Below are 25,620 nucleotides of genomic sequence, written 5' to 3' on the forward strand. Positions count from 1 at the left end.
CAGCGCCTTGGTGGTGGCGTTGCGGGCCAGGAGGTCGACCTTGCCGTCGCCGGTGAAGTCGCCGGGCGCCAGGATCATGTCGAAGGCGGCCCAGTTGTTGCCGATGAGCGTGCCGGTGCCGGTGGCGAACCCGCCGAACCCGTCGCCCTCGTAGAGGTAGAGGTCCTTGGACGTGGCGTGGCGGGCGATGACGTCGACCGCGCCGTCGCCGGAGAAGTCGCCCGCGGTGATGACGGTGTCGAACGCGCTCCAGTTGTTGCCGGCGATCCCGCCCGCGCCGGTCTGGAAGCCGCCCGCGCCGTTGCCCTGGTAGAGGTGCAGGTCCTTGGTGCCGGCGTTGCGGGCGAGGATGTCGGCGTCGCCGTCACCGGAGAAGTCGGTCCGGGTGGCGCTGTTGCTGGAACCCGGCGAGGGCATGTTCACGCCGCCGCCACCGCCGCCGGTGTTGCCGCCGGGGATGTAGTCGTCGTACTCGGGCTCACCCATCGACGCCGGGGCGATGCCCGCCGCGTAGCCGGTCCACAGCATGTCCCAGAGCAGCGCGGACGGCCAGGACCACTCGCGGGCCACGTTGTTCCAGTCGTCCGGCAGCACGCCGTCGGCACCGCCCTGGCCGGCCGGGTCGGCGACGATCGCCGTGTAGCCGTCGTCGGTGTATCCCACGACGGTGACGTAGTGGTAGATCGAGGTGGTCCGCACCGGGTAGTTCGGCGGGCGTACGTCGTTGGGCTCGACCTTGATGTTCACCACGACCGGATAGCCCATGTCGATGCTGTGCACGAGATTCTTGCGGAAGTCGCCGTACGCCTCGGTGGCGTTGTCGCGCGGCCAGTAGTAGTAGAAGTTCGTGTTCAGCCGCTCGTTGAGCACCGGCACGGCGGCCTGGACGCTCGGCATGCCCGGATCCAGCGGGTTGTGGTAGGTGTCCGTCTCCAGCGCGAGGGTGTGCTGACTGGGGACCGAGGAGGCGCCGCCGCGGGCGAGCGCGATCTGCACGGCGGTCGGCCCGCAGTAGAAGACCAAGGTCTCGCCGTAGGCGGGTCCGGAAAGGTAGTTGCTGGACGCGGCGCGAGCCGGGCTGCCGATCAGGAGCACGGCGGCCAGGACCGCGAGGGTGGACAGGATGCCGCTGAGGGCACGGCGGGGCTTCGAGCGGGTCGTCATGGGCGTGGCCCTTTCGGGATGCGGAGGGGTGCGCCCCGGACCAGGTGGTCGTGGTGCTCGACCCCCGGGCGCCGGGTGCGCTGTGCCCATACGGTCCGTGAGGCCACTGCAGCGGGGATGTAATGACGGCGTAGCCCGGCTGTAAAGGCGGCAGTCAGGCTTCCAGATCGGTCCGGAGCAGGTGCGCGTCGCGCGGGTCGGCTGTCGCTGCGGCGAGCAGGGCCAGCGCGGTGTGCCGGACGGTGTCGGCCGCCTGCTCACGGGAGTATCCGGCGACGTCGACCAGCCAGATCAGCGACTCGATGCCGGTCGCGGAGCGGATCGACACGGCCAGCGCTCGTACGTCCGCCCGGGGATGGGTCTGCCGGAGCGGGCTGAGCGCGTCCTCGATCCAGGCGACGGCGCGGCCCTGGCGCAGCGCCGTGGTCGCGGCTGGTGGTTCGAGCGACAGACGCAGCGACGCGCGCAGTTGCGGCTCCCAGGTGAGGTTGTACCGGCTGAACGCCGTCATGAACACGTCGAGGCGTTCGGGCAGCGTGGTGGGCGCGTCCGGGGCGAGCAGGCCGGCGGGGGAGATCTCGGGGTGGACCGCGAGCAGCAGGGAGCGCTGGTTCGGGAAGTAGCGGTAGGCGGTGGTCCGGGAGATGCCAGCTGCCCGCGCCGCGTCCTCGACCTGCGGCGTCTCGCCCTGGCCGAGCAGGTCCCGGGCCGCTTGGACGAGGGCTTGGCGGGTGCGGGACTTCTGGGCGGTGCGCCCGCTCGCCTCATATGGCATCGACATCTCCATCATGGTACCGTAGTCCCATATAAGCGCTTCGGTGAAGGCAGGTCGACCGTGCCAGCTGACGATCCGGTGGTCACCGACCCCGGCCACTACCGGCTCCTGTTCGAGAACGAGCGGGTTCGGGTCCTGGAGTATCGCGACCGTCCCGGCGACCGGACGCATCCGCACCGCCACCCGGACAGCGTCATGTACACGCTGTCCGCCTTCGACCGGCGGGTGTCCTCGGGCGGCAGGCAGGCCGAGGTGAGCCTCGCCGCGGGCGAGGTGCGCTGGGTCGGGGCGCAGGAGCACACCGGCGAGAACACCGGCACCACCGACACCCACACGATCTTCGTCGAGCTGAAGGAGCCGCGCCCGCCGTCGGCCGGTCCCGGCGCGGAGGTGCTCGGCCCGCAGGCCGCGTCCGGCGGTGCCGGCTGATCGCGTGGCCGCCGGTCGTCGGCACTCACTTCTCGTTGTTGACGACCTGCGGGTTCAGCAGCACGTAGTTGGCCAGTTTGTCCTTCGCCGCGGCCCGGAACAGGTCCTTGGTCGACTCGGTCAGCTCCTCGCCGTGGTACTCACCGTTCTGCACGACGCTGGCATACGTGCCGTCGTTGGCCTTGAGCAGCACGAGGTCGGCCGAGGCCAGGTCCTTCGCGGTGAAGAGGAAGTCCGTCACGCCCATCCCCTTGGGCAGGCTGAGCAGCATGGACTTGCCCACCGCCGCGATCAGCTCGTTGACCTTGCCGAAGTCGGACAGCACCCCGGCCGAGCCGGCCTTCTTGGCCATGGCTTTGATGAGCTGCTGCTGGTGGCGCTGGCGGCCGTAGTCGCCGGACCCGTCCGGCAGGTAGCGCTGGCGCGCGTAGTCCAGCGCCTCCCAGCCCGCCATCTCCCGGCAGCCCTTCCTGTGCAGATAGCGCGGGTTGCCGCTGCTGCGCGCGTAGGCGTCGGCCGTCTTGTCGTTGGACCCGGCGCTGGACACGTCGGCGGGTTTCCCGTCGACCATGTAGTAGTGGATCGACTTGGTGTCGGCCTCGACGCAGATCGGCACCGTGCCCAGCGCGTCGATGACCTTCTTGAAGCCGCTGAAGTCGATGACCGCGCTCGCCTCGAAGGTGATGCCGGTCAGCTTGGTGATGGCCGCTCCCGCGGACCGCAGGCCGCCACGCCAGTCACCCTGGCTGCCCAGCCCGTTGGTGAAAGCGCCGTTGATGCGCTGGTTCGAGCCCGGGATGTTCACGTCGCGCGGCACGGACATCAGGTACGCCTGGTCGTGGTTCGCCGAGACGTGCATGATCAGGATGGTGTCGGAGCGGGCGTCGGTCGCCTTCTGCGAGGCGCGCGTGTCGATGCCGAGCAGCAGCACGTCGAAGGCGCCTTCGAACGCCTTGCCCGCGGGCGCCGCGTCGTCACCGGTGTCGTCGTTCTCGGCGACCTGGATACTGCCCTCGATGTTGCCGGTCAGCGTGCGGATCCCGGCGAGCGCCGCCCCGGAGATCATCATCAGCAGGGCGCCGAGAGTGAGGGTGAGTTTGGCCCACAGCGGCGCGCCGGTCTTCCTGCCGCGCGGCCTCCTGCGGCCCCTGGCCCTGCTCCGCGTGTTCTTCGTGCTGCCTCGTCGCGAGTTGTTCGGCACGGCACTCCCGGGTCTCGTGAACAGCGACCCGCGCAACTCTAACGGCTACGGCTACATAGCGACATCTCGCATGACCATATAGGACTCAACTGAGCCGTTATGCGGCTGATGAATCCAGGCACATGGACGACGGAGCGTGACGGCGTGAGCGCGCCGCGGCCACGTTCGGCCGGTCACCTCTCCAGGAAGCCGCGCAGTCGATGAGCGTCGTCGGCGGTCGCACTCACCAGCGTGGCCGGGCCGGACAGCGGCAGACGTACGGCAGTCGGCCCCAGCACCTCCGGCCCGCCCGGCGCGGCGGCCGGGTCGACGTGCAGCAGGCTGCCGGTGGCGCGCGAGCCGCCGAGCACGGCCGGGCCGTCCCAGCCGGGGGTGGCGGGGCCGACGGTCAGCGACTGCCGCAGCAGGGGAGCGCCGCCGTAGTTCACCGACGTGCTGATGACGGCATCGCCCGGCTGCTCGCCGTGGCGGCCGCAGATCAGCTCCTCCCGCCACAGCAGCCGGGCACCCTCAGCCAGCTCCACGGTGGACAGCGCCAGGTGGTGGCAGCCCGCCGCCGCGACGAGCTGCTCCGGCAGCCACCGCAGCTCGCCTCCGCCCGCGACGGCGGCCGTCACGGACACCCGCGAGCGCGAGCCGTCCCGTCCGGGCAGGGCGATCGAGGCGGCGACGGTACGTACGCACAGCACCGCCCCCGCCCCCACCTCGATCTCGATGCGCAGGTCGTCGCCGCCCAGCGGACCGGCCGCGCTGCCGATCAGGTGCACCGTCGCCGCCCCCGAGCCGTCCGGCGTGTGCCGTAGCTGCAGGGGCGGCTCGCCGCGCAGGCGCGCCAGCCGGGTGCCGCCGCGGCCGTCGGCCTCGGCGACGATCCTGGCCAGCGCGCGCATCAGTGGGCCCCGGCGTGCTCGTGGCCGCGCGAGTGCGCGACGACGTGGCGTACCCAGGCGGCGACCTGGCTCGCGTGCGGGTCCTCGGCGATCGACTGGAAGATCGTGGGCAGGTCGCCGCGGCGGGCGCGGGCGTCGCGGTCCATCACGCCCAGGTCGGCGCCGACCAGCGGGGCGAGGTCGGTCTTGTTGATGACGAGCAGGTCGGCGGTGGTGACGCCGGGGCCGCCCTTGCGGGGCACCTTGTCACCGCCGGACACGTCGACGACGAAGATCTGCTGGTCGACCAGGCCCTTGCTGAACGTGGCGGTGAGGTTGTCGCCGCCGCTCTCGACGAGCACCAGGTCCAGCGGCCCGAACGCCTCCTCCAGCTCCTCGACGGCGTCGAGGTTGGCGGAGATGTCGTCCCGGATCGCGGTGTGCGGGCAGCAGCCGGTCTCGACGGCCCGGATGCGGGCCGGGTCGAGCACGCCCGCGCGCTTGAGGAAGTCGGCGTCCTCGGTGGTGTAGATGTCGTTGGTCACCACCGCGAGGCGCAACTCGTCGGCCAGCGCCCGGCACAGGGCCGCGACCAGGGCGGTCTTGCCGGAGCCGACGGGGCCGCCGATGCCGATGCGCACCGCCCGGTCCAGCTGCGGCAGCGGCGGGTGCGGGTCGACGCCCGGCTCGGGGTGGGTGTGGGGAACGGACTCGTCGTGATCAGCTAGCAAAGAGACGCACCTCCCAGGTGGCGTGGATCTCGGCGGAGATGTCGGCCAGCGGCGCCGCGTGGGCCGGCAGCTCCTCCGGTGACTTGTGGGCGACGGCCGCCGCGCTCGCGGCGATCTCGTCGCAGGCGCCCGCGAGGCGGGCGAGCAGGTTCTGCACCTGGTACGGGTCGAGCCCGAGCAGCCGCACGGCGGCGCTGGCCGGGCCGGTGAGCACCCCGTACGCGGCGATGTGCGCGGACTCCTCGGTGGACAGTCCCGCCGCGGCCGTGGTGACGCCGAGCGCCAGCGGCTGATGCGGCCCGTCCGGATGCTTCGGCAGGTACGCGTACAGCTCCGACGGCCACGTCAGCCGCCCTGCCCGCAGCAGCGCCCGCCCCTGCCGCCGCGACGCCAGCCGCAGCGCCGGCGACACCGTCCGCGCCTCCAGCTCCGCGTCGAGAGTTAGGAAGGGCACCTTGTTATCGCTATGTGTATGTGAAGGTGCCCTTCCTAACCGCGAAGCGGTGAGGTGGGTGGCGGCGGTGAAGGCGGCGGTGACCGGGGCGGCGTAGGAGAGGCGGCCGTGGAGGAAGGACTCCAGGCCGGCCAGGTCGGTGACCCGGCCGGCCGCGACGGCCGCCTCCAGGCCGCTGGAGTGCGCGTGGCCGCCGGACGGGAAGCGCCCGTCGGCCAGCAGCAGGTACGCGGTCGAGTGCATCAGAACAGGAAGTACCGCTGGGCCATGGGCAGGACGGTCGGCGGGTCGGGGTCGACGACCTCGCCGTCGATCCGGACGGTGAACGTGTCCGGGTCGACCTCGATGTGCGGCATGGCGCCGTTGTGCGGCAGGTCGGCCTTGCCGCGCGAGCGCACGTCCCCGACCGGCGCCATCCGCCGCCGGATGTCCAGCTCCAGCCCGGCCTCGATCGCGGCGGGCGCGACGAAGGCGAGCGAGGTGTGCGCGGCGGCGACGCCGTACGCGCCGAACATGGGGCGGGGCAGCATCGGCTGCGGGGTGGGGATGGACGCGTTCGCGTCGCCCATCTGCGCGTACGCGATCATGCCGCCCTTGACCACCAGGTGCGGCCGTACGCCGAAGAACGCCGGGTCCCACAGCACCAGGTCGGCGAGCTTGCCGGGCTCGACCGAGCCGATCTCGCCCTCCAGCCCGTTGGCCATGGCCGCGCAGATGGTGTACTTCGCGACGTACCGCTTGGCGCGGTGGTTGTCGGCGGCGCCGTCGCCGGGCAGCGACCCGACCCGGTCCTTCATCACGTGCGCGGTCTGCCAGGTGCGCAGCACGATCTCACCGATGCGCCCCATGGCCTGCGAGTCCGACCCGATGATCGAGATCGCGCCGAGGTCGTGCAGCAGGTCCTCGGCGGCCATGGTGGAGGGCCGGATGCGGCTCTCCGCGAACGCCAGGTCCTCGGGCACGGCCGCGTTCAGGTGGTGGCACACCATCAGCATGTCCAAGTGTTCGGCGAGCGTGTTGCGGGTGTACGGGCGGGTCGGGTTGGTCGACGACGGCAGGATGTGCGGCAGGCTCGCCACGGTGATGATGTCGGGCGCGTGCCCGCCCCCGGCGCCCTCGGTGTGATACGAGTGGATCGCCCGGCCGTTGATCGCGGCCAGGGTGTCCTGCACGAACCCGGCCTCGTTCAGGGTGTCGGTGTGGATCGACACCTGCACCCCGGACGCGTCGGCGACGCGCAGGCAGGCGTCGATCGCGGCGGGCGTGGTGCCCCAGTCCTCGTGCAGCTTGAATCCGCCCGCCCCGGCCCGCAGCTGCTCCCACATGGCCTCCTCGGAGACCGTGTTGCCCTTGCCGAGCAGCAGCACGTTCACCGGGAAGGTGTCCAGCGCCTCGTGCATCCGGGCGAGGTGCCAGGCGTTGGCGGTGACCGTCGTGGCCTTGGTGCCCTCGGCCGGGCCGGTGCCGCCGCCGACCAGCGTGGTGACGCCGTTCGCGAGGGCCTCGTGCACCAACTGCGGGCAGATGAAGTGCACGTGCGTGTCGACCGCCCCCGCGGTGACGATCTTCCCGTTGCCGGCGATGACCTCCGTGGCGGGCCCGATGACCAGCTCCGGGTGTACGCCGGGCATGGTGTCCGGGTTGCCGGCGCGTCCGATCGCGACGATCCGCCCGTCGCGCAGCCCGATGTCGGCCTTGACGATGCCCCAGTGGTCCAGGATCACCGCCCCGGTGATGACGGTGTCCAGGGCGCCCTGGGCGCGGGTGGCCCGGGACTGGCCCATCGACTCGCGGATGACCTTGCCGCCGCCGAAGACGGCCTCGTCGCCGCCCGCACAGTGGTCGGCCTCGACCTCGATGAGCAGGTTGGTGTCGGCGAGCCGGATGCGGTCGCCGGTGGTGGGTCCGTACAGCGCCGCATAGCGCTCCCGGCTGACCAGGATCGTCACAGCGCCCCGCTTCTCTCGTGCCCGCCCCGCGTGGGCTGTCGGCGTGTCCTGTTCGAGGGGGCAACCCTCGTGTTGCCGTGGCAACACATGTGTTGCCGCCGCGGGTCACAACTCCTGTGTTGTAGGTACAACTCCTGTGTTGTGGATTGCGGAGCTGAACTCCGCCCGAGCGATGGTCGCCTCCGCACCTTCGGGGCGGTGGGCCGCGCTGCGGAACCGTGCGGGGGCATCGGGCCGGTCACAGCTCGCCTCCGCACTCGCCGCGCAGGCCGGGCACGACGCGCAGGCCGCCGAGCGGGACCAGCTCGACCTCGCGGGTGACGCCGGGCTCGAAGCGCACGGCGGTGCCGGCGGGCACGGCCAGGCGCAGGCCCCAGGCGGCGGCGCGGTCGAACGACAGGCCGGGGTTGGCCTCGGCGAAGTGGTAGTGCGAGCCGACCTGCACCGGCCGGTCGGCGGTGTTGACCACGGTCAGCGTGGTGATCGGCCGGGACACGTTGATCTCGACGGGGCCGTCCCCGAAGAGGATCTCGCCGGGGATCACCGGATCGGGTGGTGCACCGTCACCAGCTTGGTGCCGTCCGGGAACGTCGCCTCCACCTGCACCTCCTTCACCATCTCGGGGACGCCGGGCAGCACGTCCGCGCGGGTCAGCACCTGGCAGCCCGCGTCCATCAGGTCCACGACGGTGCGCCCGTCGCGGGCGCCCTCCAGCAGGAAACGGGTGATGATCGCGACCGACTCGGGGTGGTTGAGCAGCAGGCCGCGGGCCCGGCGCCGCTCGGCGACGTCGGCCGCCACATGGATGAGCAGACGTTCCTGCTCATGCTGGGTGAGGAACATGGACCGTCCTTCTTACACCGTGAGGGCCGCGCGTACGGCGGGTTCGGCTGCGGTGCCGCCCGCCCCCGTCGAGGTCACTCTGCCGGATTCGAGCACGTGGTAGCGGTGCGCCGCGCGCAGCGCGAAGCCCAGATGCTGCTCCACGAGCAGCACGGACAGGCCGTCGCGCCCGGCCAGGGACAGCACCGCCTGCTCGATCTCGGCGACCACGTTGGGCTGGATGCCCTCGGTCGGCTCGTCGAGCAGCAGCAGCTTCGGCCGGGTGATCAGCGCGCGGGCGATGGCCAGCTGCTGGCGCTGCCCGCCGGACAGCAGCCCGGCGCGGCGGCGCAGCAGCCCGTTGAGCGCCGGGAACAGGTCGAGCGCGCTCGCGAGCGCCTCCTTGCCACCGCGGCGGCCGTCGGCGACCAGCTGGAGGTTCTCCAGCGTGGTCAGGTGCGGGAAGCACTGCTGGCCCTGCGGCACGTACGCCATGCCGCGCGCCACCCGCTCGTGCGGGGCGAGCTTCGTGACGTCCTCGCCGCCGAACAGCACCATGCCCTGGCGCGGCTTGAGCAGGCCGATCGCGGCGCGCAGCAGGGTGGACTTGCCCGCGCCGTTGTGGCCGAGCACGGCGGTGACCGAGCCGTCGTCGACGGTCACGTCCACGCCGTGCAGCACGGTGCTGCGCCCGTACCCGGCGTGCACCTTCTCGATGCGCAGCATCATGCCTCCACCGCCTCGGACTCCGCGGCCGCGTGGCCGAGGTAGACCTCCTGGACCTTCGGGTCGGCCTGCACCTGGGCGACGGTGCCCTCGCTGAGCACCTTCCCGGCGTGCAGCACGGTGACGGTGCGGGCGAAGCGGCGCAGGAAGTCCATGTCGTGCTCGATGACGACCACCGTGCGGTCGGCGGCGATCTTGCCGAGCAGCTCGCCGGTGGCCTCGCGCTCCTCGTGGCTCATCCCGGCGACCGGCTCGTCGAGCAGCAGCAGCCGGGCGTTCTGCACCAGCAGCATGCCGATCTCCAGCCACTGCTTCTGGCCGTGCGCGAGGGTGCCCGCGAGCGTGTCGCGGCGGCCGGCCAGCCCGATCGCCTCCAGCGCGAACGCGACGTCGTCGGGCACGGCCCGGCGGGTGCGCAGCATGGTCCACGGGCCGCGGCCCGCGCCCGCCGCGATGTCGAGGTTCTGCAGCACGGTCAGCTCCTCGAACAGCGCCGCCGTCTGGAAGGTGCGGCCCACGCCCAGCCGGGCGATGCGGTGCACGTCCCGGCCGAGCAGCTCGGTCTCGCCGAAGCGCACCGAGCCGCTCGCCTTGACCAGGCCGGTCACCGCGTCGACCAGCGTCGTCTTGCCGGCCCCGTTCGGGCCGATGAGGAACCGGATGTCGCCCGGTGCGACGTCGAGGTCCACGCCGTCGACCGCGACGAACCCGTCGAACACCACCCGCAGCCCGCGGATGCTCAGCCCGCCCGCCGTCATACGGCCACCTCCTTGATCAGTGCCTGGTCGCCGGTCACCGGCGCGGGTGCGGGCGGGGTCTCGCGCCGCCGCCGCACCATGCCCCACAGCGACGCGAGACCACCCGGCAGGAACGCCACGACCAGCACGAACATGGCGCCCTGGAGGTAGGTCCAGGTGCCGGGGAAGCGCTCGGACAGCGCCGTCTTCGCCCAGGCCACGGCGACCGCGCCGAGCACCGGCCCGAGCAGCGCCGCCCGGCCGCCGACGGCCACGCCGATGACGAACTCGATCGACGGCACGATGCCGATCAGGGCGGGGGAGATGATGCCGACCGCGGGCACGAACAGCGCCCCGGCCAGGCCCGCCATCCCGGCGGCGACGACGTACGCGACGAGCTTGACGTTGGCCGGGTTGTAGCCGAGGAAGCGCACCCGCTCCTCGGAGTCGCGCACGGCGACCAGCAGCTCGCCGTAGCGGGAGCGCATCAGCTGCCGGGTGAGCGCGAGCAGCCCGAGCAGCACGGCGGCGATGATGAAGTACACCATCCGCTGGTTGACCGGGTCGTCGAGGTCGTAGCCGAAGAAGCCGTCGATGTCGGTGAGGCCGTTGGTGCCGCCGGTGGTGCCCTGCTGCCCGATGAGCAGGATGACCATGGCGGCGGCCAGCGCCTGGCTGAGGATGGCGAAGTACGCCCCGCGCACCCGCCGCCGGAACACCAGCGTGCCGAGCCCGAACGCGACCAGCATCGGCAGCAGCACCGTCGCGGCCAGCGCGAACGCCGGGTTCGCGAACGGGGCCCACCAGGCCGGGAGCTCGTCGAGCTGCCCGTACAGCTCCATGAAGTCGGGCATGTTGCCCGGCCCGGCGTCGGCGAGCTTGAGGTGCATGGCCATGGCGTAGCCGCCGAGCCCGAAGAACACGCCCTGCCCGAGGGTGAGCAGGCCGCCGCGGCCCCAGGCCAGGCCGATGCCGACGGCGACGATGGCGAAGCAGAGGTACTTGGCCAGCAGGCTGAGCCGGAAGTCGCTGAGCAGCGCGGGCGCGGCGGCGAACAGCACGAGCGCGCCGAGCCCGAAGCCGAGCCAGGCCCGCAGGCGGGGGTTCATCTCGGTCAGAGCTTTCATGCCAGGCTCCTGGTACGCAGCGTGAACAGGCCCTGCGGGCGCCACTGCAGGAACGCCACGATCGCGACGAACACGATCACCTTGGCGACGCTGAGCGTGGTCAGGTACTCGACCATCGCCTGCAGCATGCCGAGCGTGAACGCCACGATCACGCTGCCCTTGAGCTGCCCGATGCCGCCGACCACGACGACGAGGAAGGCGTCGATGATGATGTTGGTGCCCATGGTCGGGCCGATCGGGCCGAGCAGCGTCAGCGCCACCCCGGCGACCCCGGCCAGCCCGGACCCGATGAAGAAGGTGAGCCGGTCCACGCTCCCGGTGGGGATGCCGGACACGGCGGCCAGGTCGCGGTTCTGCACCACGGCCCGGATCCGCCTGCCCAGCGGCGTGAGCTTCAGCGCGGCGGTCAGTGCCACGACGGCGAGCACGACCAGCCCGAGGATGAACAGGCGGCTGTTGGCGATGCTGACGTCACCGCCCAGCGAGGTGCTCTCGGTGAGGATGTCCGGCGCCTTGGTCTGCACGTTCGGTGCGCCGAAGATGTCCCGGGCCAGCTGCTGCAGCATCAGCGAGACGCCCCAGGTGACCAGCAGCGTGTCCAGCGGGCGGGTGTAGAGGCGGCGGATGAGCGCCCACTCCAGCAGCACGCCCATCGCCCCGGCGACCGCGAACGCGATCGGGATCGCCACCAGCAGCGACACACCCGCGTCGGTGATCGTCTGCTGGAGCACGTACGTGGTGTAGGCGCCGGCCATGATGAACTCGCCGTGCGCCATGTTGATGACGTTCATCTGGCCGAAGGTCAGGGCCAGGCCGAGCGCGATGAGCAGCAGCACCGCGCCGATGCTGACGCCGGTGAACAGCTGGCCGAGGATCACTGTCATGGTGGGGGCCACCTCTGGTACGGGACGGAGCGGTGGAGCGGCGCGGGGCCGCTCCACCGCTACGGGTGGGTCAGGACAGGCCGGTCGCCCAGGGGTAGCCCTTGAGGTACGGGTCCGGCTTGACGGGGCTGCCGGAGTTCCACACCTCGGTGATCAGGCCGTCGTCGCCGATCTTGCCGATGCGCGCGGTCTTGTGGATGTGCTGCGTCGCGCCGTCCACGGTGACCAGGCCCTCGGGCGCCTCGAAGGTGACGCCGTCGGAGGCGCCCTTGACCTTCTCGACCTCGAAGCTGCCGGCCTTCTCGACCATCGCCTTCCACAGGTAGACCGCCGTGTACGCGGCCTCCATCGGGTCGCTGGTCGGCTTGTCCGCGCCGTACTTGGCCTTGTACGCCTTGACGAACTTGTCGTTGGCCGGGCCGGTGGTGGTCTGGTAGTAGTTCCACGCCGTGAGCTGGCCGGCGAGGTACTGCGTGCCGATGCTCTTGACCTCCTCCTCGGCGATCGACACCGAGACGACCGGCATCGCCGCCGCGGTCAGGCCCGCGGACTTGTACTCCTTGAAGAAGGCCACGTTGCTGTCACCGTTGAGGGTGTTGAACACCGCGTCGGCCTTGGCCGTCTTCACCTTGTTCACGATCGTGCCGAACTCGGTGCTGCCCAGTGGCGCGTAGTCCTCGCCGAGCACCTTCAGGCCGTTGGCCTCGGCGTACGCCTTGATGATCTTGTTGGCGGTACGCGGGAAGACGTAGTCGCTGCCGACCAGGTAGACCGACTTCTTGCCCTGCGCCTTGAGGTAGTCCAGGCCGGGCACGATCTGCTGGTTCGTGGTGGCGCCGGTGTAGAAGATGTACGGCGACTGCTCCAGGCCCTCGTACTGCACGGGGTAGAACAGCAGCGCCTTGTTCTCCTCGAAGACCGGCTTCACGGCCTTGCGGCTGGCCGAGGTCCAGCAGCCGAACACGGCCGCCACCCGGTCCACTTTGATCAGCTTCTCGGCCTTCTCGGCGAACGTGGGCCAGTCCGAGGCCCCGTCCTCGCTGATCGGCTCGATCTTCTTGCCGAGCACGCCCCCCGCGGCGTTGATCTCCTCGACGGCCAGCAGGATCGCGTCGCGTACGGTGACCTCGCTGATGGCCATGGTGCCCGACAGCGAGTTGAGCAGGCCCACCTTGACGGTGTCGCCCGAGGTGTCGGCGGTGACGCCGCCGGCGGTTTCGTTCTCGCCGGTCTTGGCGCCGCAGGCGCTGAGCGCCAGCGCGGCGGCGAGCGCGACGCTGCCGGCCATGAGGCCGCGGCGGTGCAATCTGAGCATGGTGGGGTATCTCCCTGCGTCGGCGGGGCACGAGTCAACGGTGGAAGGCGCAACAGGGGAAGGCACCGCGGGCGACAGACGTCGGCGTCTCGGCGGTGGGGCGTGCCGGCCCGGGGCGGTGCGTGACAGGCGATCCGATGCGTGTGCCGGCAGCGCGCAGCGGGCGCTTCGGCCGGTTGTGCCGGCCCTGGGCGACCGCCTGAATGCCAGGCACTGAAAGATTCGTCGATCGCCATTACGGCGTTGTTTCATCGCCGTTGATATGGCGTATCCACTGTTGTGAAATCTCGCCGCTGACCTGCGAAGACAACAAAAGCCGACGCCTTTGTGGACCGCATGGTGTGCGGCCGGAGGCGTCGGCTTGCAGCTATTCGGGATGTGGTGCGGGCGGCCCCGCGCGGCGGGGATCCTTCACCCACGAAGTATCTTGACCGGGTTCGGCGGTGTCAAGGGCGGCGTCCTAACCCGACGGCCCGTCGCCCTGCCGGAGTCGCCTTCCGTAGCATGGCCGCATGTCGGCAGCCGCTGCTCCACCCGCCCCGGCCGGTGCGGCATGAGCCCGCGTGAGATCGAGCCGGACGACGGCGCCCGGCGCGGCGGCGGCCTGGAGCCGGGCGAGCCGCTGACCGAGGACGAGCTGGCCGGCCTGTTCACCGACCCGCCCAGGTTCGTGCTCCCGCTGGAGGACGAGCCGAGCGGCATGGTCGCCTGGTATCTGTTCCCGACGGAGCGCTTCCGCGGGGAGTGGCGGCGGCATCCGATCAGCCTGGCCAAGTCCCTGCTCATCCTGTCCGCGTACACGGGCCTGCTGATCACGCTCGCGGCGCAGCGCATCAAGCCGCAGTACACCGGCCGCGTCATCGCGCTGCTCGCCGTGGGCGCGCTGCTGCTGGCGGCGTTCCGGGCGGCGGACTGGCGGCTCGGCCGCTTCGTGCTCACCAACAAGCGGCTGATGCTGGTGCGCGGGGTGTTCAACCGGCGCGTCTCGATGCTGCCGCTGATGCACGTCACCGACATGCGCTACTTCCAGTCGCCGCTGGGCCGGCTGCTGAACTACGGGACCTTCCACATCGACGGCGCGAGCCGGCGCGGTGGCATGCGCCGCGTCGTCGATCTGCCCCACCCCAACGAGCTGTACCTGCGCATCGTCGAGGAGCTGTACGAACCCGCCGCCGTCGAGGCCAGGCTGGGCCGCGACGACGTCTCCGACGCCGTGCGGGAGGTGCTCGAAGGCGCGCCGCTGGTGAACTACGACGGCTGGGTCAGCGTCGAGGTGTACGACGGCACCGATCCGGTCACCGCCTCGCCCGACCGGCGGCTGCTGCTCGACCCGGACCGCGTCTACGACCTGATCGTCACGATCGGGCCGAGCCCGGCGTCCCGGCTGGCCGAGCCCCTGGCGGTGACCGGCGGCGTGGACGAGAGCATCGTGCTGTTCGAGGTCGAGGTCGACAGCGACCGCCCAGCGCTGCGGCACACGGCCAGGACGGTGTGGGTGCAGGGGACCGAACGGGCCCGGATCGAGTTCACCCTCGGGCCGGGGCAGCCGCCGCTGTGGCCGCCGCCGTGGCTGTGGATCCGGGTCTCCCAGCAGCGCCGCACGCTGCAGAGCATCGAGCTGACCGCGGACTACCCGACGTCCGGCCGGGACCGTGGGTGAGCGAGGTCATCGCGACCGTCTCGGTCCGCCCGCCGCGTTCGGGCATCGGCGTCGAGGTGTGCTTCGAGTTCCCGGGCACCGGCCAGACGGTGCACCTGCCGCTGCCGGACCGCGGCCTGCTGGCGGAGGTACGCCGCAAGGCGGGCATCTACCTGGAGCGGGTGGTGCCGCTGACGGCCCGGCTCAACGCCGGCACCGAGCAGGCGGCGAGCGCGCTGCGCATCCTGCTGAACAAGGGCCGTGAGCTGACGGCGCTGCTGGTGCAGGACGACATCGAGCGCTTCCTGCGGCTGGAGTCCGCGTTCCGGGCGGCCTGGCCGCGGTGGCGCTCGGCGGACTGGAGCGACGACGCCGCGCCGCTGCCGATGGTGGAGCTGCACTGCCACGACGACACGCTGCCGCTGGAACTGCTGCCGCTGTTCGACTTCGGCCCGCTGCCGGAGCTGCGCACCTACGCCGACCTCGCCGCGGCGGCGTCGCGGTTCCTGGGGTTCGCCACGGTGGTGCGCCGGGTGGTGCCGACCCCGGTCACCGCCGACCGGGTGCTGCGCAACGATCCGGCGCTGCCCGTGCAGTTCCTGCGGCACCGCGGCCTGCCCAGCGCGCAGGAGGAGGAGCGGTTCCTGGCCTCGCTCGGCGGGCACGTGCGGGTGGACGGGCCGTGGCCGGTCGCGCAGGACGAGGCCGAGGTCCGCGCCGCGCTGCTGCGCGCTCTGTACGACGGCAGCCCGCTGGACGGCTCCGCGGGCGCCGCGACGCCGGTGCAGGTCCAGCACTTCGCCTGCCACTGCGACACCACCGCCGAGCTGGACGACGACTACGTGCTCGCGCTGTCGACCCGTAACGGCAAGCCGCGCCGGCTGACCTTCGGCGAGCTGCGCGAGGGCTACTACGAGCGCATCTTCGCCGACGGCGACAGCGGCGGGCACCGCGCCGTGATCATCCTCAACGCGTGCGCGTCCTCGCGCACCAACCCGCTGACGGCGTACTCGTTCCCGCGCTGGTTCCTCAACCGCGGGCACCGGGCGTTCATCGGCACCGAGACCGACGTGCCCGACGGGGTGGCGGCCGGGTTCGCCGCGGCCTTCTACGGCCGGCTGCTGGAGGCGCGCCGGCCGCTCGGCGAGGCGGTGGTGTGGGCCCGCCGTGACCTGCTGCGCGACTTCCGCAACCCGCTCGGGCTGCTCTACGTCATGTACGGCGACACCCAGCTCACGGTGGAACGCGCCCGCCCCGGCGTCTACCGCGCGTCAGCCGGCCGGGCGGCGTAGCCGGACCAGCAGCTCGTCGGCCAGGGGCACCAGGAACACGGCGAGCGTCAGCACCACCCCCGCCTCGACCTGGTCAAGCCCGAGCAGCGCGGCGGCGTGCGGGCTGGTGGCCAGCGCCCAGCACAGGTAGGCGACGGCGGCCAGCGCGTAGAAGTGCGGCAGCGGCCGCTCGTCGGCCGCGGTCTTCTGCCCGGCCAGCCACAGGTAGCCCACCGTGCCGGCCAGGCCGACGCAGAGCAGCGCGATCAGCAGCGGGCGCCGGTCCGGCCCGATCACCGCCGCCAGCGGCACGAAGAACGCCAGCGTCTCGGCGGGCACGTACTTGACCAGCCGTTCGGGCAGCCCGTCGCCCCCTACGCCGCTGTTCGCGCCGGAGCTGCGGAACCGGACGGGCGGCACGACGGTGCGGGGCATGGCGGCTCCTGGGCGCGTGAGGGGATCCACGTATTCAACACGATGCGCGAAGACCGGCACAGCCGCGTTGGCGTACCCGGCCAGGATTGTGAAATCGTCGCGGCATGACCCTGGGGAGCGGCGACGACGGCTGGGCACGGCCCGGTCCCACCGTGGAGCAGCGGCGGGCCGACGTGCTCGTGGCGGTGGCGGTCACCGCGCTGGCCCTGTTCAACCTCACCCTGGCCAACAGCGCCGGGGTCGACTTCGGCCCGCCGCCCAGCCTGCCGGAGCAGGTGTGCTGGACCGTCGCGGTGACCGCGCCGCTGGCGCTGCGCCGCCGCCTGCCGCTCACCATCGCGCTCGTGGTGGCGGTCGCGTTCATCGGTGCGCAGGTCCGCGCCCAGCCTGAGCAGCAGCTCGCCGCAGGCGCGCTGTTCTGCGTGCTCTACACGGCCGGCGCGTGGGGCCGCGACCACCGGCGCTCCCGGCAGGTGCGGGTGGGCATCATCACCGCGATGATCTCCTGGCTGCTGTTCTCGGTCCTGACGTCGCTGGACGACATCCCTGCGGACGCGTTCGAGGGGGCACGCGGGCCGATGCCGCCGCTGCTCGCCGCGATCGTCAGCGCCGTGCTGGTCAACATCCTGGCCCTGGGGTTCGCGTACTTCTTCGGCGAGACCGCCTGGGTCGCCGCCCGCCGCCAGCACCAGCTGGAGGTGCAGGCCGAGCAGCTGCGGCGCTCCCGCGACGAGGCCAGCGAGCGGGCCGTGATGGGCGAGCGGCTGCGCATCGCCCGGGAGCTGCACGACGTGGTCGCCCACCACGTGTCGGTGATGGGCGTGCAGGCCGCAGCCAGCCGCCGGGTGATGGACAAGGATCCGGCGCGGGCGCGCACCGCCCTCGAAGCGATCGAGCAGAGCGCCCGCAGCGCCGTCGACGAGCTGCGGCGCATGCTCGCGCTGCTGCGCCACGGCGGCCGCACCGAGGAGGCGCCCGCCACGGTCGGCGTCGACCGGGTGGAGAGCCTGCTGGACGGGGCACGCGAGGCGGGGCTGACCGTGCGCTACGGCGTGTTCGGCGTCCCGGTGCCGCTGCCGGACTCGCTGTCGCAGGCGGCGTACCGGATCGTGCAGGAGTCGGTGACGAACACGCTCAAGCACGCCGGGGCCGCCACCCTCGACGTGCGGATCCGCTACCTGGCCAACGAGCTGGAGGTCGAGTCGACCGACGACGGCCGGGGCGGGCCGGTCCCCGGCGGCGGGGGACTGGGCCTGATCGGCATGCGCGAGCGGGTCGCCGCACACGACGGCACGCTGGAGGCCGGTCCGCGGCAGCAGGGCGGATTCCGGGTACGCGCCCGCTTCCCGCTCGCGGCGGCGGCCCCGGTGCGTTCGGACGCGGGTCCGGCCGTCGCGGAGGCCGCGGCATGAGCAGCCCCGACGGCCCGGGCGCGGTGGCGTCGCCTGAGCCCGGCGGGCCGATCCGGATTCTGGTCGCCGACGACCACCGGCTGGTGCGCACCGGGTTCCGGGTCATCCTGGAGACGGAGGACGACCTGGTCGTGGTCGGCGAGGCGGCCGACGGCGAGCAGGCGGTGGCGCTGGCCGCGCAGACCGCGCCGGACGTGGTGCTGATGGACGTGGAGATGCCGGGGGTGGACGGGCTGGAGGCGACCCGGCGCATCACCGCGTCCGGTGCCGGGCCGGCCGTGCTCATCCTGACCACGTTCGACCGCGACGACTACCTGTTCGCCGCGCTGCAGGCCGGGGCCAGCGGCTTCCTGCTGAAGAACGGCACGCCCGAGGCGCTGATCGAGGCGGTGCGGGTGCTCGCGCGCGGCGACGCGCTGCTCGCCCCGGAGATCACCGGCCGGGTCATCGCGAAGTTCGCCCGGCCCGCCGCGACGCCGCCCGTGCCCGCCGGGGAGCTCAAGGAGCTGACCCCACGCGAGTACGAGGTGCTGGTGCTGCTCGCGGGCGGGGCGACCAACGCCGAGATCGCCGCGCGGCTGTTCCTCGGCGAGGCCACGGTGAAGACCCACGTCAGCCGGGTCCTCACCAAGCTGCGGCTGCGCGACCGCACCCAGGCGGTGGTGTACGCGTACGAGCACGGCGTGGTCACCCCGGGAGGCTGAGGCCGGGGTCCTCCGCGAGACGGACCCGAAGATCGATCCGGGGGCGGACGGCGGCTCACCCGGCGTCGCCTAGCCTTCGGTGCCATGACGAAAGTGCTTCGCCTCGACGGGGTCAGCCGCCGCTTCGGCGACCGGCAGGTCCTCCATGAGGTCTCCTTCGACGTGACCGCGGGGCGGATGACCGGCTTCGTCGGCGCCAACGGCGCCGGCAAGACCACCTCGATGCGCATCATCATGGGCGTGCTCGCCCCGGACGCGGGCGAGGTGACCTGGCAGGGCGAGCGGCTGACCCGCGCTGTGCGCCGCCGCATCGGCTACATGCCGGAGGAGCGCGGCCTCTACCCGAAGATGTCGGTCCGCGACCAGCTCGACTACCTGGGCCGCCTGCACGGCCTGGGCCGGGACGCGGTGCGCCGCAACGCCGAGGAGCTGATCGAGCGGCTGAGCCTGGGCGAGCGCGCGGGCGACCCGGTGGAGCAGCTGTCGCTGGGCAACCAGCAGCGGGCGCAGATCGCCGCCGCGCTGATCCACGACCCGGACATCCTGGTGCTGGACGAGCCGTTCTCGGGTCTCGACCCGATCGCCGTGGACACGGTGGTCGACGTGCTGCGCGAACGGACCCGGCGCGGGGTGCCCGTGCTGTTCTCCAGCCACCAGCTCGACGTGGTGGAGCGGCTCTGCGACGACCTGGTCATCATCGCGGGCGGGCGGATCCGGGCCGCGGGCGGCCGCGCGGAGCTGCGGGCGGGCCACGCCCTGCCCCGGTACGCGCTGACCGTCGACGGCGACGCGGGCTGGCTGCGTGACGAGCCGGGCGTGCAGCTGGTCGACCTGGACGGCGCGCACGCCGTGTTCGAGCTGGCGCCCGACGCCGACGACCAGCGGGTGCTGGCCGCGGCGCTGTCCCGCGGGCCGGTGCGCGCGTTCGGCCCGGTCACCCCGTCCCTTGCCGAGATCTTCCGGGAGGTCGCCCGATGAACACGTACGAAGCCGTCCGGATCGTGGCCGCCCGCGAGATCCGAGTGAAGCTGCGCGACAAGGCGTTCCTGTTCGGGACGCTGTTCTTCCTGCTGTTCGCGGTCGGCGGCACGGCGCTGCCGCCGCTGCTGGCCGGTGGTCCGCCGTCGGTCGCGGTGATCGGCACCGCACCGGCCGCCCTCACCGCGGCGGACTTCGAGATCCATCCGGTCGCGGACGAGGCGGCCGCGCGGGCGCTGGTGCGCGACGGCGGCGCCGACGCGGCGGTGCTGGGCGACGGCACGGTGGTCGCGCTGACCGACGCGCCGCAGGACGTCGTGCGCGCGCTGAGCACCGCGCCGGCCGTCGAGCTGCTCGACCCGAGCGGCATGGACCCGGTCCTGTCGTTCCTGGTCCCGCTGTTCTTCGCGGTGATCTTCTTCTTCACGTCGCTCACCTTCGGCCTGCAGATCGCGATGAGCGTCACCGAGGAGAAGCAGACCAGGGTGGTGGAGATCCTGGTCGCGTCGGTGCCGGTGCGGGTGCTGCTGATCGGCAAGGTGGCGGCCGGGGCGATCCTGGCGCTGGGCCAGATCGCGCTGATCGCGATCGTGGCGCTGGCCGGGATGCGGATCGCGGACACCGGCGACGGGCTGGTCACGATGCTGACCCCGGCGATCGGCTGGTTCCTGCCGTTCTTCGTGGTCGGCTTCGTCATGCTGGCCGCGCTGTGGGCGGGGGTGGGCGCCCTGGTCAACCGGCAGGAGGACATCAACGCGGTGTCTATGCCGGTGCAGCTGGCGGTGATCCTGCCGTTCTTCGGCGTGATGATGTTCGGCGACAACCCGGCGGCGATGAAGATCCTGTCGTATGTGCCGTTCTCGGCGCCGTCGGCGATGCCGGTGCGGCTGTTCCACGGCGACGCGGCCGCGTGGGAGCCCGCCGTGGCGCTGGCCGTGCTGGCCGTCGCGGCGGTGCTGATGCTCGCCGTGGGCGCCCGGATCTACGAGGGCTCGCTGCTGCGTACCAACGGGCGCACCTCGCTGGCCGCGGCCTGGCGGGACCGGGAGGCGCGGCGGCTCGCGGAGCTGGACACCGCCCAGGGGTGAGTGGCGGGGCGGCGGGGAGCACCCGCCGCCTCTGTCCGGGCGGGTGAGGGTGGTATGCCCCATTAGACCGAGAAGTGTTGACCGATAAGCGCATCCGAGCCCGGCTCGCGCTGGCAAATGTGCGGTAGTGCCGGGTTTGCTCGCTATCTTGACCTTTGTGCGGGAACGCGAGGGCGTGTTGATCCGGATGGTGCTCCGTAGCGGCGAGCGGACGTACGTCCGTGTGACCTGGCTGCGTGCCCGGTCGGCGGCGCGGTCCCATACCCGGACCGGCCGCTCCTACCTCGCCGCGGTACGCGAGCTGCAGCTGGCCGCGGCCCGGCTGCGCGCCACCGGCGCGTACCCCGGCGGCATGGACCAGGTCGCGGCGTTCCGGGCGGTCCGCTCGGCGTGGGTCGGCGTCCTGCTCACCCGCCACCGCCTGCAGCGGTGACCGGTCAGCCCAGCTCCCGCAGCAGGTGCCCGGTGCGCAGCGTCGGCGCCTCGACCGCCCGCCGCTCGGCGTAGGTCACCAGCACGGCCGGGAAGAGCAGCATGGTCACCGGCAGCTCCAGCGCGGCGGCCACCACCAGCACGGCCGCGACGAGCGCGATCTGCTCGGTCAGCGTGTCACCCAGCGCGGCGGTGAGGCTCGCGGCGTCGAACCGGGTCAGCCAGAACACCGCGGCCAGCGCGGCCCCCGGCACGGCCAGCCGCACGGACGTCGCCCAGTAGGCGTTGTTGACCAGGTCGAACGCGCGCTGCAGCGGCTTGCGGCGTTCGAACAGGACCGCCGGCCCGACCATGCCGACGATCATCATCCCGTACAGCAGCACCACCACCGACGGCAGATAGCCGTACGGCCCGAACATGCTGAGGCAGGTGAGCAGCATGGTGAGCATCGCCGTGCCGATCAGCGCGTAGGCCAGCGCCTGCCAGGCGAACATGGCGGGCAGCCGCCGCACGGCGTACCGCAGCGCCCGGCTCAGCGGCGCGGTCAGCCCCGCCGCCTGCCGGACCGCGATCCACGTGGCGGCGGAGTAACCGAGCAGCCGGACCGGCAGCACCAGCAGCATCAGCCCCACCTCCACGCCGTACACGACCATGAAGTACTGCACGGACGCCTGCGCGTCGGTCAGCGCGTCCACCGCCAGCTCGGTGCGCCAGAGGAACAGCAGGGCCACCCCGAACAGCAGGTGCAGCACCAGCCCCGAGCTGACGTGGGTCAGCGCGAACAGGGCGGCCTGCTGGCCCCAGCCCCGGCGCAGCACGCCGGCGGTCTTGCGGGCCCAGCCGGACAGACCCTCGCCGGGGACGTTGACCAGCACCTCGGGCCCACTCGGCACCTCGGCCGGGAAGGCGTCGTCCGGTGGCAGGTAGCCGCTCGCCGGGACGGGGGAGGCGACGCGGTGGGGGTCGTACGCGGACACGGACGCTCCATGATCGAGAAGTGGCGCACAGTTTCGCACGCCGTGGATCGCGGCACCATGACCGTTCCGGTGGACTGGCACGACACGGGCCGGCGCCCGCCGGACTGTCGCGCCCGGCCGGTGGCCGGCTACGGCATGGCTCGGCACAACCGGCCGCCCGTCCCGGTAATCTCCATACAAGATCAGAACGGGGGCTGATGTGCTGGACGTGGCGACCGAGGCGCCGCCGGCGCCCGCGGACGGCGGCGCCGCGCGGCGCGGACCCCGCCGCCTGAGGATCGCGCTGGCCGTCGCCGCCGTGCTCCTGCTCGGGTCGTGGTTCGCCCTTTCCCGCAGCACCGAGCCGCACGACCCGCGCGCCTACCCCGGCAGCCAGAGCCAGGACCTGCCCGGCACGCTGGAGCGATACCACCTGCGGCTGCCGGAGTGCGCCCAGCCGTCGGCGCGCTACCACCGGCACGCCCAGTGGGAAGCCGACTCGTTCTACCTGCACCTCACCGCCGACGGGTCCTGTGTGGACCTTTTCCTCCTGCTCAACGGTCTGTACGGCGACGCGGGTGAACGGGCCGGTCTGCCGTTCGACCCGCGGACGGTCGCGGGCTTCGGCTGGCCGCAGGACCCCACCCTGCCGTACCGCACGTTCGGCAACGTCATGGCACGGGCCACGCTCGTCGAGGTGGAGGCCGCCGTGCACCGCTCAGGCGACCGGGCCGAGCTGTACCTGCTCGCCGAGCTCATCTGACCGGGGCGGACACCGGCAGCGCCACCCGCGCGCGTCGGTGACGGCGGCTCCGGCTCTGGATGGGAGCGTGCCCATTGATCTACGCTCATCGCTGCGCGCTGCTGCCCGGCGGTGCGTACCCCCACTGAGACCGAGGTTGTCCCATGACCGAGACGACAGCGCCCGGCACGGCCGGTGCCGCGGACACCGCCCCGCCGCAGGATGCCCCGCCGGACCCCCGGCTCACCGCCCGCAACGCCGGAGTCAGGCAAAAAGGGCTCGCCGTGCTGACCGCCGTGCTCGCCGCCGCGCTCATCCTCCGTGGACCGGAGGACCTGGCCGGACTGCACTGGTCCATCCAGGTCACGATCGCGCTCCTGCTGGCCGTGGCGTTCACACTGCTGGTCCGGACGGTGCTCGCCCCCGCCGGGCCGGCCGCCGCGCCGCCCGCCGGCGTGCGGGTGCAGGCCGCCGCCGGGCTCGCCGTGCTCGGCGTGGCCGTGCTCACCGGCTGGCTCGCCCCGGCGCCGTCGAGCCTGATGCAGGTCGTCTACGACCACGGCATCATCTGCGGGCAGGTGTCGCTGGCCCCGGACGGCTACATCACCGTCGACCCGGACCCCGGCCAGGCCGAGAACCGGATCACCGCCAAGGCCCGCACCCTGGTGCCGAAGGAGTCCATCCACGGCATGACCGAGGTGCGCATCTGCGAGCCGCCCGCCACGGTCCCCACTCCGGCGCCCTGAGTCTCGCTGCATGATGCAGGATCGCCGTCTTGTGTCGAAACCCTGTGGCCCGAGCCCACCTTTGGACACGAGACGGCGATCAACACCTGGATGCGGGACCGCCGCGAGGGGTCCGGCCTCGTGGGTGCTTGAATGCGCCATGCCGTTCTCCTCCACCCTCGCGGCGATCGACGGCTGGCTCGCCGAAAACGCACCCCTCACCCACCGCGACCTGGCTCCGCCCGCGACCGGCGCGGACCTCGCCGCGGTGCGCGCGCACCTGGGCACCGACCTGCTGCCGGACGTGGAGGCGCTGCTGCGCTGGCACAACGGGGCGGGCCGGTTCCGCCCGCCGCTCTGCCTGGCCCCCGGTTACGCGTTCCTGGGCACGGACGGCATGATCGCGCTCGCGCGGGCCCGCCTCGCCGCCGACCAGGACCGCCTGTGGCGTACGTGGAAGCGCCGGTGGCTGCCCGTCGCCGCCGACGGCAAGGGCAACTGCCTGGTCGTCGACCACTCCGATGACGACGACCGGGCCGAGGTGACCATCGCGTCCGGCGACGATCGCGGCGGCCCGCCGAAGACCTGGCCGGAGCTGGGCGACCTGCTGTCGAAGACGTACGAGGCGATGCGCTACGGCTCCCGGCTGATGAACCGCCGCCGGATCGTCACCGACGGCCGCCTGGACTGGGAGGAGGCCTGACCCGCCGGTGTGGTGCGTGAGGCCACCCGCCAATGTGGATTCGGCCGCAGGTCTGATCGCTTGACACATATGAGTGTCGTGAGACGATACAATCGATTCACCCTGATAGGACAGGGGTCGACCCCGGGGGCATCGGTGGTCGACGCCGTATCCAGTAGCAGCCAGGCGGGACGGGGCGATCCGGGATCCGGGTGACGATTGCTTCATGGGTGCCTCCGTACGCCGCCCTGGTGGGAAGGGATCGCGTGCAGGTTTCACCACGGGAGGGATCGACTGTGTCCAGAGCTGACCGCGCTGATCGACACCGGTTCTCGCCGGAGATCCTCGCCGAGGTTCAGGCCGCGTCGCGTCTGGACAACTGGCACGGGCCACTTGAGATCATCGAGCACTGGGCGTGGATCGCGGTCTGGTGCGCGGCGGCGGTGCTCGCGTACGAGCACGCCCCGCTGTGGGCGGCGATACCCGTCTACCTCGTCGCCGCGTTCTTCATCGGCGGGCGCCAGCGGGCGCTGGCCGGAGTCCTGCACATGGCCGTACACCGCGCGTTCATGGCCCACCACCGCACCGGCAGCCTCCTCGGCGCGCTGCTCGGCGGCTACCCGGTGCTGCAGAGCTACACCGGCTACCGCGCCTCGCACCTCGGCGAGCACCACGGCCGGCTCGGCGACCCGGAACGCGACCCCGACTACCGGCAGTACCGGGACAACGGGCTGTGCGGCGAGAACCTCGGCCGGGCCGCGCTGCGGCGTTATCTGCGTACGGCGATCAGCCCGCGCGCGACCGCCTCGTACGTCCTCTACCTGCTGCGCCACCGCATCGTGGCCGCCGGGGAGCGCGGGGGAGAGCGCTGGCTGCGGGTCGCGCTGCTCGCCGCGGTGGTGGCGTGGGCGGTGCTCGGCGGCTGGTGGGCCTGGCTGCTGCTGCTCTGGTTCGTGCCCCTGGTCACCACGCAGGTGTGGATCGGCGCGGTCGCCGAGCTGATGGAGCACTTCCCGCTGATCGAGTCCGCGCCGCGCGTCGACATCTACATGTCCTGGAACCGCGTGTACGGCCTGGCCACCCGCTTCGTGCTCGGCGAGAAGGACGGCGAGGGCTTCCACCTGGTGCACCACCTGTTCCCGCGTACGCCGATGTGGCGGCTGCGGCAGGTCGACGCGATCCTGCGCCGTGACCCGGTGTACGCCGCGCTGCCCCGCCTGGAGGGCATGCTCGGCGGCATGAACAAGATCTACCGCTCGCTGCCCGACTCCGGCCGGAAGACGACGACTGGCGCGGTCCCCGCCGCCGCCGCGTAGCCCGGCCTTGCTTCGCCAAGATCGCTGTTTCGTGTCGAGATCCGCGCTCTGGCCATA

At 72.3% G+C, this 25,620-nt stretch carries 28 protein-coding genes; 12 read left to right on the forward strand and 16 right to left on the reverse strand.

The features are described from left to right. The coding region (locus Cba03nite_RS34700) for a C39 family peptidase (RefSeq protein WP_203755848.1) at positions 1 to 1,164 on the reverse strand (1,164 nt) is incomplete at its 3' end. A 154-nt stretch (positions 1,165 to 1,318) separates the two neighbouring features. Further along, positions 1,319 to 1,945, reverse strand: a complete 627-nt coding sequence (locus Cba03nite_RS34705; protein ID WP_203755849.1) for a TetR/AcrR family transcriptional regulator — start codon at positions 1,943 to 1,945, stop codon at positions 1,319 to 1,321. A 54-nt stretch (positions 1,946 to 1,999) separates the two neighbouring features. On the opposite strand from Cba03nite_RS34705, the gene Cba03nite_RS34710 reads away from it, so the two are divergent. Continuing rightward, positions 2,000 to 2,368 carry a cupin domain-containing protein gene (locus Cba03nite_RS34710; protein ID WP_203755850.1) on the forward strand — a complete coding sequence of 123 codons (369 nt, stop codon included), beginning with the start codon at positions 2,000 to 2,002 and terminating at the stop codon, positions 2,366 to 2,368. A 25-nt stretch (positions 2,369 to 2,393) separates the two neighbouring features. On the opposite strand, the gene Cba03nite_RS34715 is transcribed toward Cba03nite_RS34710, so the two are convergent. The 12 genes from Cba03nite_RS34715 to urtA form a co-directional block, all read right to left on the reverse strand. Further along, positions 2,394 to 3,437: an LCP family protein gene (locus tag Cba03nite_RS34715; RefSeq protein WP_203755852.1), complete on the reverse strand. Its 1,044-nt coding sequence runs from the start codon at positions 3,435 to 3,437 to the stop codon at positions 2,394 to 2,396. Between the two features lie 305 nt (positions 3,438 to 3,742). Beyond that, positions 3,743 to 4,459 (reverse strand): urease accessory protein UreD, encoded by a 717-nt coding sequence (locus tag Cba03nite_RS34720; RefSeq protein ID WP_203755853.1) that lies wholly within the window; start codon positions 4,457 to 4,459, stop codon positions 3,743 to 3,745. Continuing rightward, entirely contained in the window at positions 4,459 to 5,169 is a 711-nt protein-coding gene (gene ureG, locus Cba03nite_RS34725; protein WP_203755854.1) for an urease accessory protein UreG, read from the reverse strand. The genes Cba03nite_RS34720 and ureG overlap by 1 nt, the downstream gene beginning before the upstream one ends. Next, positions 5,159 to 5,866, reverse strand: a complete 708-nt coding sequence (locus tag Cba03nite_RS34730; RefSeq protein WP_203755856.1) for an urease accessory protein UreF — start codon at positions 5,864 to 5,866, stop codon at positions 5,159 to 5,161. The genes ureG and Cba03nite_RS34730 overlap by 11 nt, the downstream gene beginning before the upstream one ends. Continuing rightward, positions 5,866 to 7,572: an urease subunit alpha gene (locus Cba03nite_RS34735; protein ID WP_275411635.1), complete on the reverse strand. Its 1,707-nt coding sequence runs from the start codon at positions 7,570 to 7,572 to the stop codon at positions 5,866 to 5,868. The genes Cba03nite_RS34730 and Cba03nite_RS34735 overlap by 1 nt, the downstream gene beginning before the upstream one ends. A gap of 238 nt (positions 7,573 to 7,810) precedes the next feature. Further along, positions 7,811 to 8,116 (reverse strand): urease subunit beta, encoded by a 306-nt coding sequence (locus tag Cba03nite_RS34740; RefSeq protein ID WP_203755865.1) that lies wholly within the window; start codon positions 8,114 to 8,116, stop codon positions 7,811 to 7,813. Beyond that, positions 8,113 to 8,415: an urease subunit gamma gene (locus tag Cba03nite_RS34745; protein ID WP_203755867.1), complete on the reverse strand. Its 303-nt coding sequence runs from the start codon at positions 8,413 to 8,415 to the stop codon at positions 8,113 to 8,115. Before Cba03nite_RS34745 ends, Cba03nite_RS34740 begins: the two co-directional genes overlap by 4 nt. A gap of 12 nt (positions 8,416 to 8,427) precedes the next feature. Continuing rightward, positions 8,428 to 9,123 carry an urea ABC transporter ATP-binding subunit UrtE gene (gene urtE / locus Cba03nite_RS34750; RefSeq protein WP_239126242.1) on the reverse strand — a complete coding sequence of 232 codons (696 nt, stop codon included), beginning with the start codon at positions 9,121 to 9,123 and terminating at the stop codon, positions 8,428 to 8,430. Then, positions 9,120 to 9,878 carry an urea ABC transporter ATP-binding protein UrtD gene (urtD, locus tag Cba03nite_RS34755; protein ID WP_203755869.1) on the reverse strand — a complete coding sequence of 253 codons (759 nt, stop codon included), beginning with the start codon at positions 9,876 to 9,878 and terminating at the stop codon, positions 9,120 to 9,122. The genes urtE and urtD overlap by 4 nt, the downstream gene beginning before the upstream one ends. Next, positions 9,875 to 10,984 (reverse strand): urea ABC transporter permease subunit UrtC, encoded by a 1,110-nt coding sequence (urtC, locus tag Cba03nite_RS34760; protein WP_203755871.1) that lies wholly within the window; start codon positions 10,982 to 10,984, stop codon positions 9,875 to 9,877. The genes urtD and urtC overlap by 4 nt, the downstream gene beginning before the upstream one ends. After that, positions 10,981 to 11,868, reverse strand: a complete 888-nt coding sequence (gene urtB, locus Cba03nite_RS34765) for an urea ABC transporter permease subunit UrtB (RefSeq protein WP_203755873.1) — start codon at positions 11,866 to 11,868, stop codon at positions 10,981 to 10,983. Before urtB ends, urtC begins: the two co-directional genes overlap by 4 nt. 70 nt (positions 11,869 to 11,938) lie before the next feature. Continuing rightward, entirely contained in the window at positions 11,939 to 13,183 is a 1,245-nt protein-coding gene (gene urtA, locus Cba03nite_RS34770) for an urea ABC transporter substrate-binding protein (RefSeq protein WP_203755876.1), read from the reverse strand. A 553-nt stretch (positions 13,184 to 13,736) separates the two neighbouring features. On the opposite strand from urtA, the gene Cba03nite_RS34775 reads away from it, so the two are divergent. Beyond that, positions 13,737 to 14,843 (forward strand): PH domain-containing protein, encoded by a 1,107-nt coding sequence (locus Cba03nite_RS34775; RefSeq protein WP_203755879.1) that lies wholly within the window; start codon positions 13,737 to 13,739, stop codon positions 14,841 to 14,843. Further along, positions 14,840 to 16,114, forward strand: a complete 1,275-nt coding sequence (locus Cba03nite_RS34780; RefSeq protein ID WP_203755882.1) for a CHAT domain-containing protein — start codon at positions 14,840 to 14,842, stop codon at positions 16,112 to 16,114. The genes Cba03nite_RS34775 and Cba03nite_RS34780 overlap by 4 nt, the downstream gene beginning before the upstream one ends. Here Cba03nite_RS34780 and Cba03nite_RS34785 read toward each other — a convergent pair. Then, positions 16,094 to 16,528: a hypothetical protein gene (locus tag Cba03nite_RS34785; protein WP_203755884.1), complete on the reverse strand. Its 435-nt coding sequence runs from the start codon at positions 16,526 to 16,528 to the stop codon at positions 16,094 to 16,096. The genes Cba03nite_RS34780 and Cba03nite_RS34785 overlap by 21 nt on opposite strands. A gap of 104 nt (positions 16,529 to 16,632) precedes the next feature. On the opposite strand from Cba03nite_RS34785, the gene Cba03nite_RS34790 reads away from it, so the two are divergent. The 5 genes from Cba03nite_RS34790 to Cba03nite_RS34810 all read left to right on the forward strand — a co-directional run bounded on the left by Cba03nite_RS34790 (position 16,633) and on the right by Cba03nite_RS34810 (position 21,143). Beyond that, positions 16,633 to 17,940 (forward strand): sensor histidine kinase, encoded by a 1,308-nt coding sequence (locus tag Cba03nite_RS34790; protein WP_203755886.1) that lies wholly within the window; start codon positions 16,633 to 16,635, stop codon positions 17,938 to 17,940. Then, on the forward strand, positions 17,937 to 18,644 hold the full coding sequence (locus Cba03nite_RS34795; protein ID WP_203755888.1) for a response regulator: 708 nt from the start codon (positions 17,937 to 17,939) through the stop codon (positions 18,642 to 18,644). The genes Cba03nite_RS34790 and Cba03nite_RS34795 overlap by 4 nt, the downstream gene beginning before the upstream one ends. Positions 18,645 to 18,728: 84 nt before the next feature. Beyond that, positions 18,729 to 19,622, forward strand: a complete 894-nt coding sequence (locus tag Cba03nite_RS34800; RefSeq protein ID WP_203755890.1) for an ABC transporter ATP-binding protein — start codon at positions 18,729 to 18,731, stop codon at positions 19,620 to 19,622. Beyond that, positions 19,619 to 20,710, forward strand: coding sequence for an ABC transporter permease (locus tag Cba03nite_RS34805; protein ID WP_203755892.1), 1,092 nt, complete (start codon positions 19,619 to 19,621; stop codon positions 20,708 to 20,710). Before Cba03nite_RS34800 ends, Cba03nite_RS34805 begins: the two co-directional genes overlap by 4 nt. A 157-nt stretch (positions 20,711 to 20,867) precedes the next feature. Next, the gene (locus Cba03nite_RS34810) at positions 20,868 to 21,143 is read left to right on the forward strand and encodes a hypothetical protein (RefSeq protein ID WP_203755894.1); all 276 of its coding nucleotides are present in this window, start codon (positions 20,868 to 20,870) and stop codon (positions 21,141 to 21,143) included. Between the two features lie 4 nt (positions 21,144 to 21,147). Here Cba03nite_RS34810 and Cba03nite_RS34815 read toward each other — a convergent pair whose 3' ends face one another. Further along, on the reverse strand, positions 21,148 to 22,119 hold the full coding sequence (locus Cba03nite_RS34815) for a hypothetical protein (protein ID WP_203755896.1): 972 nt from the start codon (positions 22,117 to 22,119) through the stop codon (positions 21,148 to 21,150). A 199-nt stretch (positions 22,120 to 22,318) separates the two neighbouring features. Here Cba03nite_RS34815 and Cba03nite_RS34820 point away from each other — a divergent pair, with 199 nt between their 5' ends. From Cba03nite_RS34820 to Cba03nite_RS34835, 4 genes are all read left to right on the forward strand, one after another. Further along, positions 22,319 to 22,861 carry a hypothetical protein gene (locus tag Cba03nite_RS34820; RefSeq protein WP_203755898.1) on the forward strand — a complete coding sequence of 181 codons (543 nt, stop codon included), beginning with the start codon at positions 22,319 to 22,321 and terminating at the stop codon, positions 22,859 to 22,861. Between the two features lie 143 nt (positions 22,862 to 23,004). After that, on the forward strand, positions 23,005 to 23,586 hold the full coding sequence (locus tag Cba03nite_RS34825) for a hypothetical protein (RefSeq protein ID WP_203755901.1): 582 nt from the start codon (positions 23,005 to 23,007) through the stop codon (positions 23,584 to 23,586). A gap of 139 nt (positions 23,587 to 23,725) precedes the next feature. Further along, on the forward strand, positions 23,726 to 24,268 hold the full coding sequence (locus tag Cba03nite_RS34830; protein WP_203755904.1) for an SMI1/KNR4 family protein: 543 nt from the start codon (positions 23,726 to 23,728) through the stop codon (positions 24,266 to 24,268). 275 nt (positions 24,269 to 24,543) lie between these two features. After that, the gene (locus Cba03nite_RS34835; protein ID WP_203755906.1) at positions 24,544 to 25,563 is read left to right on the forward strand and encodes a fatty acid desaturase; all 1,020 of its coding nucleotides are present in this window, start codon (positions 24,544 to 24,546) and stop codon (positions 25,561 to 25,563) included. Positions 25,564 to 25,620: the final 57 nt, after the last annotated feature.

This window comes from Catellatospora bangladeshensis, from assembly GCF_016862575.1.
GTDB lineage: Bacteria > Actinomycetota > Actinomycetes > Mycobacteriales > Micromonosporaceae > Catellatospora > Catellatospora bangladeshensis.